Annotated in this window: 18 protein-coding genes and 1 pseudogene; 18 read left to right on the top strand and 1 reads right to left on the bottom strand. The window is 70.8% G+C overall.

Annotated features, from left to right (window positions below; genetic code table 11):
* Nucleotides 1-395: 395 nt before the first annotated feature.
* From WQ53_RS13590 to WQ53_RS13575, 4 genes and pseudogenes are all read left to right on the top strand, one after another.
* A pseudogene (locus WQ53_RS13590) lies at nt 396-981 on the top strand (M23 family metallopeptidase); the annotation flags it as partial.
* Nucleotides 982-1,074: 93 nt separating this feature from the next.
* Nucleotides 1,075-1,377 (top strand): DUF3861 family protein, encoded by a 303-nt coding sequence (locus WQ53_RS13585; protein ID WP_052633256.1) that lies wholly within the window; start codon nt 1,075-1,077, stop codon nt 1,375-1,377.
* 72 nt (nt 1,378-1,449) lie between these two features.
* Complete coding sequence (locus tag WQ53_RS13580) at nt 1,450-1,983, top strand: hypothetical protein (RefSeq protein WP_082113039.1); 534 nt, start codon at nt 1,450-1,452, stop codon at nt 1,981-1,983.
* Nucleotides 1,984-2,042: 59 nt separating this feature from the next.
* Nucleotides 2,043-2,630 carry a DUF1439 domain-containing protein gene (locus tag WQ53_RS13575; protein WP_052633255.1) on the top strand — a complete coding sequence of 196 codons (588 nt, stop codon included), beginning with the start codon at nt 2,043-2,045 and terminating at the stop codon, nt 2,628-2,630.
* Between the two features lie 13 nt (nt 2,631-2,643).
* Here WQ53_RS13575 and WQ53_RS13570 read toward each other — a convergent pair whose 3' ends face one another.
* Nucleotides 2,644-3,111 carry an SET domain-containing protein gene (locus WQ53_RS13570; protein ID WP_052634095.1) on the bottom strand — a complete coding sequence of 156 codons (468 nt, stop codon included), beginning with the start codon at nt 3,109-3,111 and terminating at the stop codon, nt 2,644-2,646.
* A gap of 215 nt (nt 3,112-3,326) precedes the next feature.
* Here WQ53_RS13570 and WQ53_RS13565 point away from each other — a divergent pair, with 215 nt between their 5' ends.
* The 14 genes from WQ53_RS13565 to WQ53_RS13500 all read left to right on the top strand — a co-directional run bounded on the left by WQ53_RS13565 (nt 3,327) and on the right by WQ53_RS13500 (nt 17,005).
* Nucleotides 3,327-3,875, top strand: a complete 549-nt coding sequence (locus tag WQ53_RS13565; RefSeq protein WP_144409330.1) for a hypothetical protein — start codon at nt 3,327-3,329, stop codon at nt 3,873-3,875.
* Nucleotides 3,876-3,953: 78 nt separating this feature from the next.
* On the top strand, nt 3,954-4,418 hold the full coding sequence (locus WQ53_RS13560; RefSeq protein WP_052633254.1) for an SUF system Fe-S cluster assembly regulator: 465 nt from the start codon (nt 3,954-3,956) through the stop codon (nt 4,416-4,418).
* Nucleotides 4,419-4,434: 16 nt separating this feature from the next.
* A complete protein-coding gene (sufB, locus tag WQ53_RS13555; RefSeq protein ID WP_052633253.1) occupies nt 4,435-5,910 on the top strand; it encodes a Fe-S cluster assembly protein SufB in 1,476 nt (491 codons plus the stop codon).
* 232 nt (nt 5,911-6,142) lie between these two features.
* Nucleotides 6,143-6,907, top strand: a complete 765-nt coding sequence (gene sufC / locus WQ53_RS13550; RefSeq protein WP_052633252.1) for a Fe-S cluster assembly ATPase SufC — start codon at nt 6,143-6,145, stop codon at nt 6,905-6,907.
* Nucleotides 6,908-6,968: 61 nt separating this feature from the next.
* On the top strand, nt 6,969-8,318 hold the full coding sequence (gene sufD / locus WQ53_RS13545; protein WP_052633251.1) for a Fe-S cluster assembly protein SufD: 1,350 nt from the start codon (nt 6,969-6,971) through the stop codon (nt 8,316-8,318).
* Nucleotides 8,315-9,586 (top strand): cysteine desulfurase, encoded by a 1,272-nt coding sequence (locus WQ53_RS13540; protein ID WP_052633250.1) that lies wholly within the window; start codon nt 8,315-8,317, stop codon nt 9,584-9,586. The genes sufD and WQ53_RS13540 overlap by 4 nt, the downstream gene beginning before the upstream one ends.
* Nucleotides 9,587-9,639: 53 nt before the next feature.
* Nucleotides 9,640-10,182 carry a GNAT family N-acetyltransferase gene (locus WQ53_RS13535; protein ID WP_052633249.1) on the top strand — a complete coding sequence of 181 codons (543 nt, stop codon included), beginning with the start codon at nt 9,640-9,642 and terminating at the stop codon, nt 10,180-10,182.
* Nucleotides 10,179-10,511, top strand: a complete 333-nt coding sequence (locus WQ53_RS13530; RefSeq protein ID WP_052633248.1) for a non-heme iron oxygenase ferredoxin subunit — start codon at nt 10,179-10,181, stop codon at nt 10,509-10,511. Before WQ53_RS13535 ends, WQ53_RS13530 begins: the two co-directional genes overlap by 4 nt.
* 333 nt (nt 10,512-10,844) lie before the next feature.
* Nucleotides 10,845-11,279 carry a hypothetical protein gene (locus tag WQ53_RS16865; protein WP_144409329.1) on the top strand — a complete coding sequence of 145 codons (435 nt, stop codon included), beginning with the start codon at nt 10,845-10,847 and terminating at the stop codon, nt 11,277-11,279.
* Nucleotides 11,280-11,420: 141 nt separating this feature from the next.
* Entirely contained in the window at nt 11,421-13,793 is a 2,373-nt protein-coding gene (locus WQ53_RS13520) for a TonB-dependent receptor domain-containing protein (protein ID WP_052633246.1), read from the top strand.
* A gap of 138 nt (nt 13,794-13,931) precedes the next feature.
* Complete coding sequence (locus WQ53_RS13515; RefSeq protein ID WP_052633245.1) at nt 13,932-14,576, top strand: PepSY-associated TM helix domain-containing protein; 645 nt, start codon at nt 13,932-13,934, stop codon at nt 14,574-14,576.
* Nucleotides 14,577-14,589: 13 nt separating this feature from the next.
* Complete coding sequence (locus tag WQ53_RS13510; RefSeq protein WP_052633244.1) at nt 14,590-15,105, top strand: DUF2271 domain-containing protein; 516 nt, start codon at nt 14,590-14,592, stop codon at nt 15,103-15,105.
* 64 nt (nt 15,106-15,169) lie between these two features.
* Nucleotides 15,170-15,979 carry a DUF4198 domain-containing protein gene (locus WQ53_RS13505; protein ID WP_052633243.1) on the top strand — a complete coding sequence of 270 codons (810 nt, stop codon included), beginning with the start codon at nt 15,170-15,172 and terminating at the stop codon, nt 15,977-15,979.
* A gap of 21 nt (nt 15,980-16,000) precedes the next feature.
* Nucleotides 16,001-17,005 (top strand): FAD:protein FMN transferase, encoded by a 1,005-nt coding sequence (locus tag WQ53_RS13500; RefSeq protein WP_052633242.1) that lies wholly within the window; start codon nt 16,001-16,003, stop codon nt 17,003-17,005.
* The last annotated feature ends 1 nt before the right edge of the window (nt 17,006 follow it).

The raw sequence follows: 17,006 nt of genomic DNA, 5'->3' as shown, positions 1-17,006 counted from the left end.
GGCGTCGCCCGTGCCGACGGCGCCGGGTCGCGGTCAAGCCCGGCTCCTACAGAACATCGCGGCGGCGCAACGACGGCTGTTGCTTCTGGACGCCGGAACGGAGCCACGACCCTGACGTTCCCGAAGACGTGGCGGTGCGGGTGTGTTGCGGCAGCGGCCAGGGATGGCCGCGTCGGCGAGTCGGCACACGGATGTGCCGTCGAGACGACCGCAACACACCCGCACTGCCGCGGCTCAGCCCGAAGCCGACCACCGCGGGCGCTCTTGCGGTTGCCTTTGGCCTCTGCCTTTGACCCCCGCCCATCCCCTCGAACGAGCCAAGAACCCTTTAGTTTCCGCTTCGCCGCGGACGCGCCCTCACGCGACGCTGCCCGCGACCTGCCGATGCTGGCCACATGCACGCACCGCCACCGCCCGCGCGCCGCTCCACCGCCACCCGCCTGGCGCGCCTGCTGCTGTGGCTGGCGGCGCTGGGACTGCTCGCGCTCGCCGCGCTGTGGGCCTGGCACCAGCCGTTCCTGGAGCGCCCGCGCACGCTGTGGGAACTGTCGCGACTGCCGCCGCCGGCGTCGCTGCCGGTGCCGGTGCAGGGCGTGGCGGCCGGCCGCATCGCCGACACCTTCGGCGCACCGCGCGGCGCCGACCGCGAGCATGCCGGCGTGGACATCTTCGCCGCCCGCGGCACGCCGGTGGTCAGCACCACCCGCGGCGTGGTCGTGGCGATCCGCGAGCGCGGGCTGGGCGGACGCCAGGTCTGGGTGTACGGGCCGGCGGGCGAACACCACTACTACGCGCACCTGGACAACTGGGCCCCGGCGCTGGCCGAAGGCGACGTGGTCCAGCCCGGGACGGTGCTGGGCACCGTCGGCAACACCGGCAACGCGCGGACCACGCCACCGCACCTGCACTACGGCATCTATGGCCGCGACGGCGCAGTGGACCCGCTGCCGCGGATGCGCACCGCGCGCTGAACCGGCTCCCGCCGCGGTGGAACGGTCCGTCGTGGCCAGGCCCCTCCTCCCGGCTGCGCGCCGGACCTACCTTGTCGGTGTCACACGCAACCGGGTTTCCGCCATGGCTTCCTCTCCCCACCGATACCGGGTCACGGTCACCCCGGTCGAACGCGACGGCCTGCCCTGCCGCGGCCGCTGCAGCATCGAGTTCGACCAGGCCTGTGGCGAGGACTGGATGCGCCTGCTCGAAGGCAGCCAGCGCCTGCCGGGCTTCAGCGGCGACGAGCGCACCGCGCTGGTGGTCGGCCTGCGCCTGCTCGATGGACTCGCGCGCGGTCCGCGCGACCTGGCCGAGGATCCGCTGGCCGAACTGCGCGCCCCGCTGGCCACGCTGCTGGGCAGGATCGGCACGCCGCCCGGCTGAGTGCGGCGCCTCCCTCCGACGCATTCCCGCCGGCGCGCTATCCTGCCGCCAGTCCCACACCGGCAGAACGCCATGCGCCAACGGCCACCCCTGCGCCACCTGCTGCCGATGCTGCTCGTCCTCCCGCTCGCGCACTGCTCCTGCCAGCGGCACGCCGACGACCCGACCGTGGAAATACCGGTCGAGGCGACGCTCGCGGCCGGCACCACCGCCGGCGCTGACGGCATAGCCCCACCGGCGGCCGCCCGCGCCTCGTCGCGGGCAGCGGAACAGGCCGCCTCCACCCTGCATGCCTACCTCGGCGCCCTGCCCGGCGCCGACCATGGCCGGGCCGATGCCTACTGGGCCGGCGGCGGCCCGGGCAATCCGCCGGACGATGCGGTGCTGCGCGGCATCACCGGCCTGCGCGGCATGCGCATCCAGAACGACCCGCCGCAGGCGCTGGACCGCGAGTCGCCACCACGCGCGTTCGAGATCCCGGTGCACCTGCGCCTGGACACCGCAGCCGGTCCGGTGCGGATGCAGGGCTGGTACCGGCTGCGCGCACGCGTCGACGGCCAGGGCTGGGAAATCACCTCCGCCTCGCTGCAACCGGTGCTCGGCTGAGGCCGGCCCGCCATCCCAGGCGACGCGCCTCCACGCCGCCGCCCTTCGGAGCCATCGCCATGCATGCACGCCGCCTCCTGCTGTCGACCCTCGCGCTGCTGGCCGCCATCGCTTCAGCCGCCGCCATCGCCGCGCCGGAGGTGAGCGGCCGCCGCATCGCGATCGGCGAAGCCGACGCGCAGCGCTTCCTGGAAGGACGCTTCCCGCACCGGCAGGACGCCCTCGGCGGCCTGGTCGAAGTCACCGCCAGCAACCCGCTGCTGGCGATCCCGCCAGGCGACCGCATGCACCTGGCGGTGGACCTGGCCGTCTCCACCGCCGGCGGCGGGCCGGTGCCGCTGGGTACCCTGGCGCTGACCAGCGCGCTGCGCTACGACACCGCGCAGGGCGCGTTCTTCCTCGACCAGCCGCGGATCGACGACTTCCGCCAGGCCGGCGGCGGCGCCGGCCTGAGCGCCGCCAGCCGCGAGGTGCTCAACAGCTGGCTGGCCGACTACGCGCGCAGCCAGCCGGTGTACCGGATCGAGCCGGAACTGGCCGCGCTGCTGGGCGACCTGCAGGTGCAATCGGCCGGCGTGGAGAACGGCCGGCTGGTCGTCACCTTCAACCAGGACATCGGCTTCCTCGCCCCGGCCCTGGCGCCCTGACCCCGGGTCCCGCTCAGCGCTTGGGCTGCAGCATCGTCCCGGTGCACTTGGGCGAGCCGCACAGGCAGGCCCAGATCTTCTTCAGCCGCGGCGTGTGCCGCTCGAGCAGGGTGATGCCGTAGTTGTAGGACAGTTCCTCGCCCGGGGCGATCGCGCGCACCGCCTCGATGAACACCCGGTCCTTGCGCCGGTCGTCGCCGTCGTCCTCGACGATCACCGCCTCGCAGTTGGGGTCGCAGCTGTGGTTGATCCAGCGCGCGGCGTTGCCCTCGTAGTTGGCGTCGACCACGTACTCGTCGTTGAGGGTGAACAGGAAGGTATGGCCGCTGTCGACGTCGCCGGACACGTCCTTGTCGACCTGCTCGTGCGTGCGCCGCCGCCCCCTGTACTCGATGACGCGCTCGCCCTTGCGGATCGGCGCCACGGCGAACACGCCATTGCCGTGGATGGGCGACTTGCGGGCGACGATCTTGCGGGGCATGCGCATTCCGGGAACGTGAGGGAAGGCCGATTCTCGCCGATGCGGCTCCGCGACCCAAGCCCGGGCGGTCCCCTCACCTGAAACCATCCAGCCGACGGGCACACGCACCCGTGGCAAAAGTCACCCGGACCGTCGTCACGGCGTGCCCGGATGCTGACCGGGACGCGCTGCGGCCGGCGTATTCCCTGCTGTCATCCCTATCCAGAGTTCCTTCCATGCACGTCCGCCGCACCTGCAAGACCGTCGCCCTGCTGTTCCCGCTGCTGCTCCTGGCCGCCTGCCGGCCGCCTTCGGCCCCGGCCGCGGCGCAGGTGCCCACCGTCTCGGCCGCCGACCTGGTCGCGCGCGGCGAATACCTGGTGCGGATCGCCGGCTGCAACGACTGCCATACCGACGGCTACACCCAGCGCCAGGGCGAGGTGCCGCAGGCGCAGTGGTTGACCGGTTCGGCGCTGGGCTACCACGGCCCCTGGGGCACGACCTACGCGACCAACCTGCGCCTGCGCATGCAGGACCTGGACGAGGCGCAGTGGCTGGAATACAGCGCCAACCTGCACACCCGGCCGATCATGCCGGACTTCAACGTGCGGGCGATGAGCGAGGAGGACCGCCGCGCGCTGTACCGCTTCATCCACGGCCTGGGCCCGGCCGGCGAGCGCGCGCCCGAGGCCCTGCCGCCCGGGCGGACGCCGCCGCCACCCTATTTCGGCCTGGTCCTGCCCCCGGCGCCGCCGGAAACCGCGGCCGCCGCCAACGCCCACTGAAGGCCGGATCCAGCCGGCTTGGCCGGGCGGGAGCAAAAGCGTACAATTTCGGTACGTTTTAGAGACTCCCGCCCCGCCATGCTCCGCGTCACCAAGCTGACCGATTACGCCACTGTGGTCCTGACCGTGCTCGCCACGCGCCAGGGCCAGGTGCTGAGCGCGGCCGAACTGGCCGAGCAGTCCGGGCTGGAACAGCCCACCGTCAGCAAGCTGCTCAAGCCGCTGGCCCAGGCCGGCCTGGTCGAGGGCCTGCGCGGCGTGCACGGCGGCTACCGCCTCAGCCGCGACGCGGCCGACATCAGCCTGATCGAGATCGTCGAGGCGATGGAAGGCCCGCTGGCGATGACCGAGTGCAGCCAGCACGACGGCCATTGCGGCATCGCCGACCAGTGCGGCGTACGCGCCAACTGGCGCCTGATCAACGACGTGGTCGCCGACGCCCTGCGCGGGGTGACCCTGGCGCAGATGCTGCGCCCGCCCGTCCCTCCCTCCCCCGACACCACGTCGCGCCGGCGCGAGATCGCCGTGCGCGTCTCCAGCTGAACCCGTAGGCAGCCCGATGGCCACCGAAACCGACATCACCACCGCCGAAGCGCCGCCGCAGAACGCCGAGATCCTCGAGCGGCTGGGCCGCCGCTACGAGGCCGGCTTCGTCACCGAGATCGAATCCGACTCGCTGCCGCCGGGCCTGGACGAGGACACGATCCGCGCCCTGTCGGCCAAGAAGGAGGAGCCGGAGTGGATGACCCAGTGGCGGCTGGACGCCTACCGGCGCTGGCTGACCATGCCGGTGCCGCACTGGGCCAAGCTGAAGATCGCACCGATCGACTTCCAGGCGATCAGCTACTACTCGGCGCCAAAGGGGCCGAAGTACGCCTCGCTGGACGACGTGCCCAAGGAGCTGCTGGACACCTACGACAAGCTGGGCGTGCCGCTGCACGAGCGCGCCAGGCTGGCCGGGGTGGCGGTGGATGCGGTGTTCGACTCGGTGAGTGTGGGCACCACCTTCCGCAAGGAGCTGGCCGAAAAAGGCATCGTGTTCTGCTCGATGTCCGAGGCCGTCCGCGAACATCCCGAGCTGGTGAAGAAATATCTGGGCAGCGTGGTCCCGCACGGCGACAACTACTTCGCCGCGCTCAACTCCGCGGTGTTCTCCGACGGCAGCTTCGTGTTCATCCCCAGGGGCGTGCGCTGCCCGATGGAGCTGAGCACCTACTTCCGGATCAACGCCGGCCACACCGGCCAGTTCGAGCGCACCCTGATCATCGCCGAGGAAGGCAGCTACGTTTCCTACCTGGAAGGCTGCACTGCGCCGATGCGCGACGAGAACCAGCTGCATGCCGCGGTGGTGGAACTGGTCGCGCTGGACGACGCCGAGATCAAGTACTCGACCGTGCAGAACTGGTACCCGGGCGACGAGCAAGGCCGCGGCGGCATCTACAACTTCGTGACCAAGCGCGCCGAGTGCCGCGGCGCGCGCAGCAAGGTCACCTGGACCCAGGTCGAGACCGGCTCGGCGATCACCTGGAAGTACCCGTCCTGCGTGCTGCTGGGCGACGACTCCTCCGGCGAATTCCACTCGGTGGCGCTGACCCACCACCGCCAGCAGGCCGACACCGGCACCAAGATGATCCACGTCGGCAAGCGCACCAAGTCCAAGATCGTGTCCAAGGGCATCAGCGCCGGACGCGGGCAGAACACCTACCGCGGCCTGGTCAAGGTCGACCGGAATGCGGATGGCGCGCGCAACTACACCCAGTGCGACAGCCTGCTGATCGGCAAGCAGTGCGGCGCCCACACCTTCCCCTACATCGAGGTGAAGAACCCGGGCGCCACGGTCGAGCACGAGGCCACCACCTCCAAGATCAGCGACGACCAGCTGTTCTACTGCCGCTCGCGCGGCATCGGTCCGGAGGACGCGGTCTCGCTGATCGTCGACGGCTTCTGCAAGCAGGTCTTCCGCGAACTGCCGATGGAGTTCGCGGTGGAGGCGAAGAAGCTGCTGGAAGTCTCGCTGGAAGGCAGCGTCGGCTGACCTGCTTTTTTTCCCTTCTCCCTCCGGGAGACAAATCGGCAGGACTGCCGATTTGCGCGGCGTAAGCCGCCCGAAGGGTGAGGCACATGGATGTGCCGAATGCACGTGCCCCGAAGGGGCGGATGAGGGTACGGAGAAGCGACGGCGCTCGAGCCATCGCGCCCCTCCCGAACCCTTTCCCCAACCCCTCTCCCGGCGGGAGAGGGGCTCAAGAACCGGAACGGAAACGAACATGCTGAAGATCGACAACCTCCACGCCAGCGTCGCCGGACGCGAAATCCTCAAGGGCCTCTCGCTCGAGGTGAAGCCGGGCGAAGTGCACGCCATCATGGGCCCCAACGGCGCCGGCAAGTCCACCCTGGGCAACATCCTGGCCGGACGCGAGGGCTACGAGGTCACCGAGGGCAGCGTCGAGTTCGACGGCAGGCCGCTGCTGGAGCTGGCGCCGGAGGAGCGCGCCGCCGAAGGCGTGTTCCTGGCCTTCCAGTACCCGGTCGAGATCCCGGGCGTGAACAACACCTACTTCCTGCGCAGCGCGCTCAACGCCCAGCGCAAGGTGCGCGGCGAAGCCGAGCTGGACTCGATGCAGTTCCTCAAGCGCGTGCGTGAGAAGCTGGCCGTGCTGCATCTGAAGGACGAGCTGCTGCACCGCGGTGTCAACGAGGGTTTTTCCGGCGGCGAGAAGAAGCGCAACGAGATCTTCCAGCTGGCCGTGCTCGAGCCCAGGCTGGCGATCCTGGACGAGACCGACTCGGGCCTGGACATCGACGCGCTCAAGACCGTGGCCGACGGCGTCAACGCGCTGCGCTCGCCGGAGCGCTCGTTCGTGGTCATCACCCACTACCAGCGCCTGCTGGACTACATCAAGCCGGACGTGGTCCACGTGCTGGCCGATGGCCGCATCGTCGAAAGCGGAGGCCCGGAGCTGGCGCTGGAGCTGGAGCAGCACGGTTACGCCTGGATCAAGGACCGCATCGCGCCGGAGGCGGCGGCGTGATGTCCGATCCACGGATCTGCACTTCTTCGTCGTTCCGGCGGCTTTCCATTCGGATCACAACATGAGCGCCCTGCTCGGTTCCTTCCGCGACGCCTTCACCACGCTGCCGGACGCCGACGCCCAGCCGCTGCGCGAAGGCCGCCGCCAGGCACTCGATGCGCTGCTCGCCGACGGCCTGCCCGGCCCGCGCGAGGAGGCCTGGAAGTACACCCCGCTGCGCGCGCTCGAGCGCCGCGCCTTCGCCGCGGCCGACGCCACGCCGCCGGCGTTCGACGCCACGCTGCTGGACGCCATCCCGGCGCCGCGCCTGGTGTTTGCCAACGGCCGCTTCGACGCCGCCCGCAGCGACCTGTCCGGCCTGCCGGCCGGCATCACCGTGGAGGCGCTGTCGCAGGTCCTGGCCTCCGGTGGGCCGCGCGACACCAACTTCCTGCTGCGTCGGTACGAGCGGCGCGACGAGGTGTTCGCCCGCGCCAACGCCGCCCTGGCCGAGGACGGCGCGGTGGTCCGGGTCGAGGCCGGCGTGCAGGTCGAAGCACCGCTGCACCTGGTCGTCGTCGGCGTGCCGCAGGCCGGCGACCGCGCCTGGCACCTGCGCCACTTCATCGAGGTGCGCAACGACGCACGCCTGGACCTGATCGAGCACCAGCTCGCCGGCGGCGAACACGCACACCTGGCCAACGAGGTGCTGCACCTGCACCTGGGCCAGCGCGCGACGGTGCGCCACGCCCGCGTCCAGTCCGACGCCGCGCGCGCCACCCGCTTCGCCCGCACCGACGCGGTGCTGGCGCGCGAAGCGCTGTACCAGCGCTTCGACCTGGAACTGGGCGCCGCGCTCAGCCGCAACGAGCTCAACGTGCGCCTGGAAGGCGACGGCGCGAAGCTGGTGGCCAACGGCGTGCTGTTCGGCGACGGCCGCCGCCACGTCGATACCCGCCTGGGCATCGAGCACATCGCCCGCGACACGTCCTGCGAACTGCTCTGGCGTGGCATCGCCGACGGCCGCAGCAAGGTCGTGTTCCACGGCGGCATCGGCATCCGCGCCGGCGCCGACGGCACCGACGCGGCGCTGTCGAACAAGAACCTGCTGCTGTCGGCCGACGCCGAGATCGATACCCAGCCGGTGCTGGTGATCGACGCCGACGAGGTCAAGGCCGCGCACGGCGCCACGGTCGGCCAGCTCGACGCCAACGCGCTGTTCTACCTGCGCACGCGCGGCCTGCCCGAGGCACAGGCGCGGCGCCTGCTGACCGCGGCGTTCTGCCGCGAGCCGCTGCTGGCGCTCGGGGACGAAGGTGGAGACGACGGCCTGCGCCGGTTCCTGCTGGCACGCCTGGACACGGCGCTGGCCGCCTCGCTCGGCGACGGACCGCTCGGTGACGGCGAGTCCCTCCCCGGGGAGCCGGCATGAACCTGCAGCCGGCCGCGGTCCACGACGCCGCCCTGCCCAATCACGACGGCAGGGTCGATTGGGCGCGCGTGCGCGCCGACTTCCCGCTGCTGATGCGCGAGGTGCACGGCAAGCCGCTGGTGTACTTCGACAACGCCAACACCGGGCAGAAGCCGCTGCCGGTGATCGCCTCGCAGGACGAGTTCTACCGTCGCCAGAACGCCAACGTCAGCCGCGCCGTGCACGCGCTCGGCACCGAAGCGACCGAGGCCTACGAGGGCGCGCGCGGCAAGCTGGCGCGTTTCCTCAACGTGCGCGCCGACGAGCTGGTGCTGTGCAGCGGCACCACCTTCGCGCTCAACCTGGTCGCCTATTCCTGGGCACTGCCGCGACTCAAGGCCGGCGACGCCATCCTGGTCTCGCGGATGGAACACCACGCCAACATCGTGCCCTGGCAGCTGGTCGCCGAGCGCACCGGCGCGACGATCAAGGTGGCGGAGATCCTGCCCGACGGCAGCCTCGACCTGGACGCGCTGTACCGGGCGATGACGCCGGAGGTGAAGCTGCTGGCGGTCACCCACGTCTCCAACGTGCTCGGCACGGTCAACCCGGTGCGCGAGATCTGCCGCGAGGCACGCCGCCGCGGCATCGTCACCGTGGTCGACGGCTCGCAGGCCGCGCCGCACCTGAAGCTGGACGTGCCGGCGATCGGCTGCGACTTCTACGCGATCACCGGCCACAAGATGTGCGGCCCGACCGGCACCGGCGCGCTGTGGGCGCGGCGCGAGCACCTGCAGGCGATGCCGCCGTTCATCGGCGGCGGCGAGATGATCAGGGAAGTCAGTTTCGAGGGCACGGTCTTCAACGACCCGCCGCACAAGTTCGAGGCCGGAACCCCGAACATCGCCGGCTTCATCGGCCTGGGCGCGGCGGTCGACTACCTCGAATCGCTGGGCATGGAACGCGTGGCCGCGCGCGAGGCCGAGCTGCTGGCGCACGCCACCGAGGCGCTGCAGGCGATCCCTGGCCTGCGCATCTTCGGCACCGCGCCGGGCAAGGCGGCGGTGATCTCGTTCCTGGTCGAGGGCGCGCACGCGCACGACCTGGCCACCCTGCTCGACCTGGAAGGCATCGCGGTCCGCTCCGGCCAGCACTGCGCGCATCCGCTGCTGCAGTACTTCGGGGTGGCCGCCACCCTGCGTGCCTCGCTGGCGTTCTACAACACGCACGAGGAAATCGACCGCTTCGCCGCCGCGCTGGAGAAGACCCGCCGGCTGCTGGTGGCCTGAGCCCGCGCGGGACGACGGCGCTGAGGATTTCGATGCAATCTAGAATGACGGGCATGGATTCCATCGCCTTCCGCGCCGCCACCGAAGCCGACGTCCCTGCCCTGGTCGAACTGGTCACCTCCGCCTACCGCGGCGACGCCAGCCGCATCGGCTGGACCACCGAGGCCGACATGCTCGACGGCCAGCGCATCGATCCCGAGGTGCTGCGCCAGGACATCGCCCGCCCTCGCAGCGTGGTCCTGCTGGCCGAGCGCGGCGGCACGCTGCTCGCCTGCGCGCACCTGGCCGAGGAGGACGGTGCCGGCTACTTCGGCATGTTCTCGGTGCGCCCGGACCTGCAGGGCGGCGGCCTGGGCAAGGCGCTGCTGGCCGAGGCCGAACGCATCGTGCGCGAACAATGGCGCCTGCCGGCCATGCGCATGACCGTGATCGACATCCGCGACGAACTGATCGCCTTCTACCAGCGCCGTGGCTATATCCGCACCGGCGTCACCAAACCCTTCCCGTATGGAGACGAGCGCTACGGCATCCCGCTGCGCGACGACCTGCGCTTCGAGGTGCTGGAGAAGGACCTGCGCAGCAAGGCGGAGGCATGAGCGAAACCTGGACCTTCGTCTGCGCCGCCGGCGAACTGCTGCCGGGCGAAATGCGGCCGGTGTTCGACGAAGTCACCGGCACGCCGATCCTGGTGTTCAACCTGGACGGCGACCTCTACGCGCTGGAGGACCGCTGCAGCCACGAAGACTTCGAACTGTCCTCCGGCGCGTTCGACCCGGCCGAGGCCAGCGTCGAGTGCGTGCTGCACGGCGCCCGCTTCGACGTGCGCGACGGCCGCGCCCTGTGCGCGCCGGCCTACTCGGCCGTGCCCAAGTTCCCGGTCAGGCTCGAGCAGGGCGGGATCTGGACCCGCGACGACCGCGGCTGAGGCGACCGCAACACCGCGCGCTCCCCTTGCGCCAGGCCGGCAACCAGTCGGCCCATTCCCGGAAGCGGCGATCGATGCCGATGTGGCCAGGTCGTCGAAGCGAGCTGGCCCAGAGGCACTTGCAAGGCTACGCCCGTGTCTGCGGCACACCAGGACAGTGACCTGGCCGCACCTCTTCCGTAATTGCGCGCCCCGGCAGCGGATACCCGGCACGCGCCCCAGGCTCCGCGATCAGACTTGTTGCCAACCAATCTCGTTTGCATTCGATAATTATTCTCAATTAGAATGCCGCCATCGCGCAGCGGCGAACCGCCGCGCCTCCACGGGGCCACCTTGACCAACCTGCCGCACCTTGCCGAGCAAGCCCGACCGCGCCGCCACGGCGTGGCGGCCCTTGCCTCGCTGCTGGTGCTGCTGCTGTGCGGATGGAGCCTGTTGGCCGCACCGACCCCGGGGCTGCGGACGTCGTCGACGCACTCCCGGGCCGCCGGCGTCGCCGCGGTCGAGGCGCCCGGCGATGGCATACCGCCGGAGAACCTGCACCATTACGTGGAACGCAAGAAGCCACGGCAGTACGTGCTGGCGCCCGCTTCGCGCGGGGACGACCCGGCCATACAGGTGGCCCTGCCGCTGCCCGGCGCCGGCGATCCGTCCGCGCCGCCGCCCGCCTCGTTCCCGGGCCAGGCCCCCATGCCCCATGGCGTACCGGCCTTCGCCAACGCGCCGCAGCTGCGGCTGCATCCGGGCCAGGCGCCGCCCACGGCCTGACCGCTTGCCTCTGGCACGCGATCGCGCGCGCCACCGTCGCACCCGTTCCCATCCGTCCTTTCCGCCATGCGGGCCCCGGGCACACGCCCGGCGCCGCCGTGCGTGCCGCGGTCCCCTTCCTACGCCTCCACGAGTCGAACCATGTCGTCCAACTGCCACCTCCGCCCCACCGCCCTCGCCCTTGCCCTGGGCGCCGCGCTCGCCGCGCCGCTGGCCGCCAAGGCCGCGCCCGCGCCCGCCCCCGACCCGACCACGCTGGATACCGTCGTGGTCACCGCCGCCGGCTTCGAGCAGAAGATCGTCGATGCCCCCGCCAGCATCAGCGTGGTCACCCGCGAGGAGCTGCAGAAGCGCCCCTACCTGACCCTGATCGACGCGGTGCGCGACCTGGAAGGCGTGGACGTGGGCGAGACCTCGGACAAGACCGGCCAGCGCACCATCAGCATGCGCGGCATGGGGCCGGAGTACACCTTGATCCTGATCGACGGCAAGCGCCAGAACAACCACGGCGACATCTATCCGAACGCGTTCGGCGGCAACCAGTTCAACCACATCCCGCCGCTGGACACGATCGAGCGGATCGAGGTAATCCGCGGCCCGGCCTCCACCCTCTACGGCGCCGACGCGCTGGGCGGCGTGATCAACATCATCACCCGCCCGGTGAGCGACCGCTGGCACGGCTCGGCCACGGTCGGCCACAACCTGCAGTCGAACCCGGATTTCGGCGCCGACACCACCATCGATTTCGCCCTGACCGGGCCGCTGGTGCGCGACGTGCTGGGCCTGGGCCTACGCGGATCGCGCTACGAGCGCGACGCGTCCCACCCCGACTACGAAGTGATCTACGACCCGGACGGCAACCCGCACGAGCGTTCGCTGGGCTTCGGCGCCGGCGGCAAGACCGTCGACAACGTCAACGAGGCCTTCGGCCTGACCCTGAAGTGGAAGATCGGCGAACAGCAGGACCTGAGCCTCGACTACGACACCTCGCGCCAGGTCTACGACAACACGCCGTTCATCAACAACCTCGGCACGCTCGCCTATCCGCTCGGCACGGTGGACAACATCGAGAGCATCTGGCGCGCCGCGCCGCAGGTCGGTTACGTCGACGAGCAGGAGTTCACCCGCGACAACTGGTCGCTGACCCATCGCGGCGGCTGGGACTGGGGCAACAGCTTCGTCTCGCTGGCCTACGTGGAGACCGCCAACAACGGCCGCACGCTGCCGTTCAGCGTCGAGGAGCGCGTGCGCCATACCGCCATCTACTGCAACAACGCCGCCGTGTGCGCCACCGGGCCGTATGCGGGCATGACCCGCCAGCAGCGGCGCGAGCTGATGGAGCAGGAGTTCCTGCCGCGGCCCAAGCGCAACCTGGAGAGCAACCAGTACACCCTGGACGCCAAGCTGGACATCCCCTACGCCGGGCTCGGCGGCGGCCATCACTTCGTGGTCGGCACCCAGCTCATCGACGGCGAACTGGACGACGGCGTGTTCGGCATGGAGCTGGGCGGCGACGGTGCCGGCGTGGTCCAGGAGCACAAGATGTGGTCGCTGTTCGCGGAGGACAACTGGACCCCGACCGACCCGCTCACCATCACCTTCGGCGTCCGCTACGACGACCACAACATGTTCGGCGCCCACGTCAGCCCGCGCGCCTACGCGGTCTACGACCTCGCCCCGGACTGGGTGCTCAAGGGCGGCGTCAGCTCCGGCTACAAGACGCCCAAGACCACCGACCTGTTCGACGGCGTGACCGGCTTCGGCGGCCAGGGCACCCTGCCGTGGACCGGCAACCCGGACCTGGAGCCGGAAACCAGCATCAACAGCGAGATCGCCCTGTACTGGACCTCGTCCACCAGCGACCACAACTTCAACATCACGTACTTCCGCAACGACTTCAAGGACAAGATCGCCAGCACCACGGTCACCCAGACCTGCGAACAGACCGGCGGCGTGCGTCCCTGCGCCAACCTCGGCGCCTTCCACGATGTGCTGGGCGTGGGCTCGTTCAGCCAGCCGGTCAACATCGACGAAGTGGAGATCAACGGCGTGGAGGTCGCGGGCCGCTACCAGATCGCCGAGCCGTTCTCGATCCGGGCCAACTACACCTACACCGACAGCGAGCAGCTGACCGGCCCGCAGGCCGGCAGGCCGCTGACCAACACCGCCAAGCACATGGCCAACGCGACGCTGGAGTGGCAGCCCGTCGACAGGTTCAGCACCCAGCTGGTGCTGGAAGCACGGTCGGACCGCTACCGCGGCGTGGACGCGAACGGCAACCACCTGTACTTCAAGGACTACGAGGTCCTGCACCTGGGCGCGCAATACCGCTTCAGCGACAACATCGCCGTCAGCGCCCGCATCAACAACCTGCTGGACCAGGACTTCACCAGCTTCCGCACCACCTGGAGCCAGAACGCGGCCACCGGCGCGTGGACACCGACCCACGTGGACGACTTCAACAACAAGGACAAGGCCCGCAACTACTGGCTGAGCCTCAACGTTTCCTTCTGAGCCATTCGCGGGTCCGGGGGTGTCAACCGCCCGGGCCCGCGCGCGTTACCGGGGAACCGATCTGCCAATGAGAATTGTTCTCATCGATGGCCTATACTTGGCAACCCTTTCCGCGACCCGTTTCCAGTTCCCCCGCCCGTGAGCGCAAGCCCCCACCCCGATCCGGTCACCGCCCAGCGCCGTCGCGGCTTCTGGCTGCGCACGCTGCACCAGTGGCACTGGATCAGCTCGGCGGTCTGCCTGGTGGGGATGCTGCTGTTCACCGCCACCGGGATCACCCTCAACCACGCCGCCAGGATCGAGGCGCAGCCGCGGGTGGACAACCGCACCGTGGAACTGCCGGCGCCGCTGCTGGCGCAGCTGGCCGACGCGCCCGCGGAAGGCAACGCACCGCTACCGGCGGACGTGGCGGCCTGGCTCGGCGACGCGCTTGAGGTGTCGCTGGGCCGGCGACCGGCGGAATGGTCGGCGGAGGAGGCCTACGTCTCGATGCCCTCGCCCGGCGCCGATGCGTGGCTGAGCATCGACCGCGAGACCGGTGCGGTGGAATTCGAGCGCACCTCGCGCGGCTGGGTGTCCTACCTCAACGACCTGCACAAGGGCCGCAACGCCGGCCCGGCCTGGGGCTGGTTCATCGACGTGTTCGCCATCGCCACGCTGGTGTTCTGCATCACCGGCCTGTTCCTGCTGCACCTGCACGCGCGGCAGCGCCGCCTGACCTGGCCGCTGGTCGGCCTGGGCCTGGCAGTGCCGCTGCTGCTGATCCTGGTCTTCATCCACTGACGAGGTCCGTTCCATGCGCGCCAAGCTGTTCATCGCGGTCAGCGGCCTGCTGACGCTCCCGGCCTACGCCGCCGAGCTCGACATCAATATCGAGATCCCCAAGCTCAACGTCGCCGAGTACCACCGCCCCTACGTGGCGATCTGGATCGAAGGCGCCGACCAGAAGGTCGCCTCGAACCTGGCGGTCTGGTACCAGCTGAAGGACACCGCCGAAGGCCACGGCACCAAGTGGCTGCCGGACCTGCGCCAGTGGTGGCGCAAGTCGGGCCGCACCCTGAAGGTGCCGGTGGACGGCGTCACCGGTCCGACCAAGCCGGTCGGCAGGCACGCGCTCTCCTTCAGCGACGCGCAGCCGCAGCTCAAGGACCTGGCCCCGGGCGAGTACACCCTGGTGGTCGAGGCCGCGCGCGAGGTCGGCGGCCGCGAGCTGGTCAGGATCCCCTTCTCCTGGCCGGCCAAGGCGCCGCAGTCCGGCACGGCCCAGGGCAGCAGCGAGCTCGGCGCCGTCACCCTGGCGGTCAAGCCCTGAGCCCGCGCGCCCGACACCCGTCCACCGCATTCCCCGCCCCGTTGCGGAAACTTCCGGAGTTCCGATGAAGCGTTCCCTGATCCTCGCCGTCGCCATTGCCTCGCTGGCCGCCCCATTCGCCGCTTCCGCGCACAAGACCTGGCTGCGCCCGTCGCAGACCGTGCTGGCCGGCACCGATCCGTGGATCACGGTGGACGCGGCGGTGTCCAACGACCTGTTCTACTTCAACCACGTGCCGCTGCGGCTGGACAACCTGGCCATCACCGCGCCGGACGGCAGCCGGGTCGAGCCGCAGAACCTGACCACCGGCAAGTACCGCAGCGTGTTCGACGTGCAGCTGGCGCAGCCGGGCACCTACCGCATCGCCGTGGTCAACAGCGGCCTGTTCGGCAGCTGGGAAGAGAACGGCAAGCCCCGGCGCTGGCGCGGCACTCCGGCCACCTTCGCCACCGAAGTGCCGAAGGACGCCAAGAACCTGCAGATCTCGCAGAGCGTCGGCCGGGTGGAAACCTTCGTCACCAACGGCTCGCCCAACGACACCGCACTGAAGACCAGTGGCGAGGGCATCGAGCTGGTGCCGCTGACCCACCCCAACGACCTGGTCGCCGGCGAGCCGGCGAAGTTCCGCGTGCTGGTCGACGGCAAGCCGGCGCAGGGCGTGGAATTCGAGATCGTCCGCGGCGAGACCCGCTACCGCAACGCGCAGGACGAGATCCAGGCGGTGAGCGACGCCAGGGGCGAGTTCAGCGTCACCTGGCCCGAGCCCGGCATGTACTGGCTGGAAGCCACCCGGGAAGACGCCAAGACCAGCCTGCCGCAGGCCAGGCAGCGGCGCCTGAGCTACGTGGCCACGCTGGAAGTGCTGCCGCAGTAAGCGCGGCACGGCAGACGGACGATGCACCAGGCGACCGCCGGGAGCCTCGCCAGCCTCGGCGGCGAGACCATGGGAACGCGCTGGAGCGCGCGCGTGGCCGCGCGCCCCGGCGCCGACCTGCACGCGCTGCACGCCGGCATCCAGCAGCAGCTGGACCGGGTGGTGGCGCAGATGAGCACCTGGGAGCCCGGTTCGGACATCAGCCGCTACCGGCGGGCGCCGGCCGGCACCTGGCGGGAACTGCCGGAGGAGTTCGCGGCGGTGCTGGACTGCGCGCTCGAGGTCGCCGCCGCCAGCGACGGCGCCTTCGATCCAACGGTCGGCCCGCTGGTGGACCTGTGGGGGTTCGGCAGCGCCGGCACGCCGCGACGCGTACCGGCCGCCGCCGACATCGCCCGCGAACGCGCGCGCTGCGGCTGGCGCCTGCTGCAGCGGCGCGATGCCGACCGCGCGCTGCTGCAACCCGGCGGCGTCCAGCTCGACCTGTCGGCCATCGCCAAGGGCCATGGCGCCGACCTGGCCGCCGCGCACCTGCGCGCGCGCGGCATCGCCGCGGCGCTGGTGGAGGTCGGTGGCGAGATCCGCGGCTACGGGCGCAAGCCCGACGGCGAACCGTGGCGCGTGCTGGTCGAATCGGCCGCTGACGAACGCGCCGCTGACGAGCATGCCGCTGACGAGCACGCCGGCGCCGACGAACTGCCGCCGCGCGTGCTGGTGCTGGAGGACGCGGCCGTCGCCACCTCCGGCGACCGCTGGCACCGGTTCGACCAGGACCGCGCCCGCTACGCGCACACCATCGACCCGCGCACCGGCACGCCGGTTGCCGACGCGGCCGCCTCGGTCACGGTGGTCGCCGGCGACGCCATGCACGCCGACGCATGGGCCACCGCGCTGACCGTGATGGGGGCCGCGGCCGGGTTGGCGTTCGCCCGCGGGCACGGGCTGGCCGCGCGTTTCGTCGTCCGCGACGGCACTGGCCTGAGCGAATCGATGACCCCCGAATTCCAGGCGTATCTCGCCACGTGAG

Origin of the sequence: Pseudoxanthomonas suwonensis (assembly GCF_000972865.1) — a bacterium.
GTDB lineage: Bacteria > Pseudomonadota > Gammaproteobacteria > Xanthomonadales > Xanthomonadaceae > Pseudoxanthomonas > Pseudoxanthomonas suwonensis_B.
This window is presented reverse-complemented; position numbering and strand designations above follow the sequence as displayed.

What these genes read in the sequence shown, in the direction of transcription:
- WQ53_RS13585 (WP_052633256.1), top strand. Translation starts at nt 1,075, where the DNA reads ATGGCTTCCTCTCCCCACCGATACCGGGTCACGGTCACCCCGGTCGAA.
- WQ53_RS13580 (WP_082113039.1), top strand. Translation starts at nt 1,450, where the DNA reads ATGCGCCAACGGCCACCCCTGCGCCACCTGCTGCCGATGCTGCTCGTC.
- WQ53_RS13575 (WP_052633255.1), top strand. Translation starts at nt 2,043, where the DNA reads ATGCATGCACGCCGCCTCCTGCTGTCGACCCTCGCGCTGCTGGCCGCC.
- WQ53_RS13570 (WP_052634095.1), bottom strand. Translation starts at nt 3,111, where the DNA reads ATGCCCCGCAAGATCGTCGCCCGCAAGTCGCCCATCCACGGCAATGGC.
- WQ53_RS13565 (WP_144409330.1), top strand. Translation starts at nt 3,327, where the DNA reads ATGCACGTCCGCCGCACCTGCAAGACCGTCGCCCTGCTGTTCCCGCTG.
- WQ53_RS13560 (WP_052633254.1), top strand. Translation starts at nt 3,954, where the DNA reads ATGCTCCGCGTCACCAAGCTGACCGATTACGCCACTGTGGTCCTGACC.
- sufB (WP_052633253.1), top strand. Translation starts at nt 4,435, where the DNA reads ATGGCCACCGAAACCGACATCACCACCGCCGAAGCGCCGCCGCAGAAC.
- sufC (WP_052633252.1), top strand. Translation starts at nt 6,143, where the DNA reads ATGCTGAAGATCGACAACCTCCACGCCAGCGTCGCCGGACGCGAAATC.
- sufD (WP_052633251.1), top strand. Translation starts at nt 6,969, where the DNA reads ATGAGCGCCCTGCTCGGTTCCTTCCGCGACGCCTTCACCACGCTGCCG.
- WQ53_RS13540 (WP_052633250.1), top strand. Translation starts at nt 8,315, where the DNA reads ATGAACCTGCAGCCGGCCGCGGTCCACGACGCCGCCCTGCCCAATCAC.
- WQ53_RS13535 (WP_052633249.1), top strand. Translation starts at nt 9,640, where the DNA reads ATGGATTCCATCGCCTTCCGCGCCGCCACCGAAGCCGACGTCCCTGCC.
- WQ53_RS13530 (WP_052633248.1), top strand. Translation starts at nt 10,179, where the DNA reads ATGAGCGAAACCTGGACCTTCGTCTGCGCCGCCGGCGAACTGCTGCCG.
- WQ53_RS13520 (WP_052633246.1), top strand. Translation starts at nt 11,421, where the DNA reads ATGTCGTCCAACTGCCACCTCCGCCCCACCGCCCTCGCCCTTGCCCTG.
- WQ53_RS13510 (WP_052633244.1), top strand. Translation starts at nt 14,590, where the DNA reads ATGCGCGCCAAGCTGTTCATCGCGGTCAGCGGCCTGCTGACGCTCCCG.
- WQ53_RS13505 (WP_052633243.1), top strand. Translation starts at nt 15,170, where the DNA reads ATGAAGCGTTCCCTGATCCTCGCCGTCGCCATTGCCTCGCTGGCCGCC.
- WQ53_RS13500 (WP_052633242.1), top strand. Translation starts at nt 16,001, where the DNA reads ATGCACCAGGCGACCGCCGGGAGCCTCGCCAGCCTCGGCGGCGAGACC.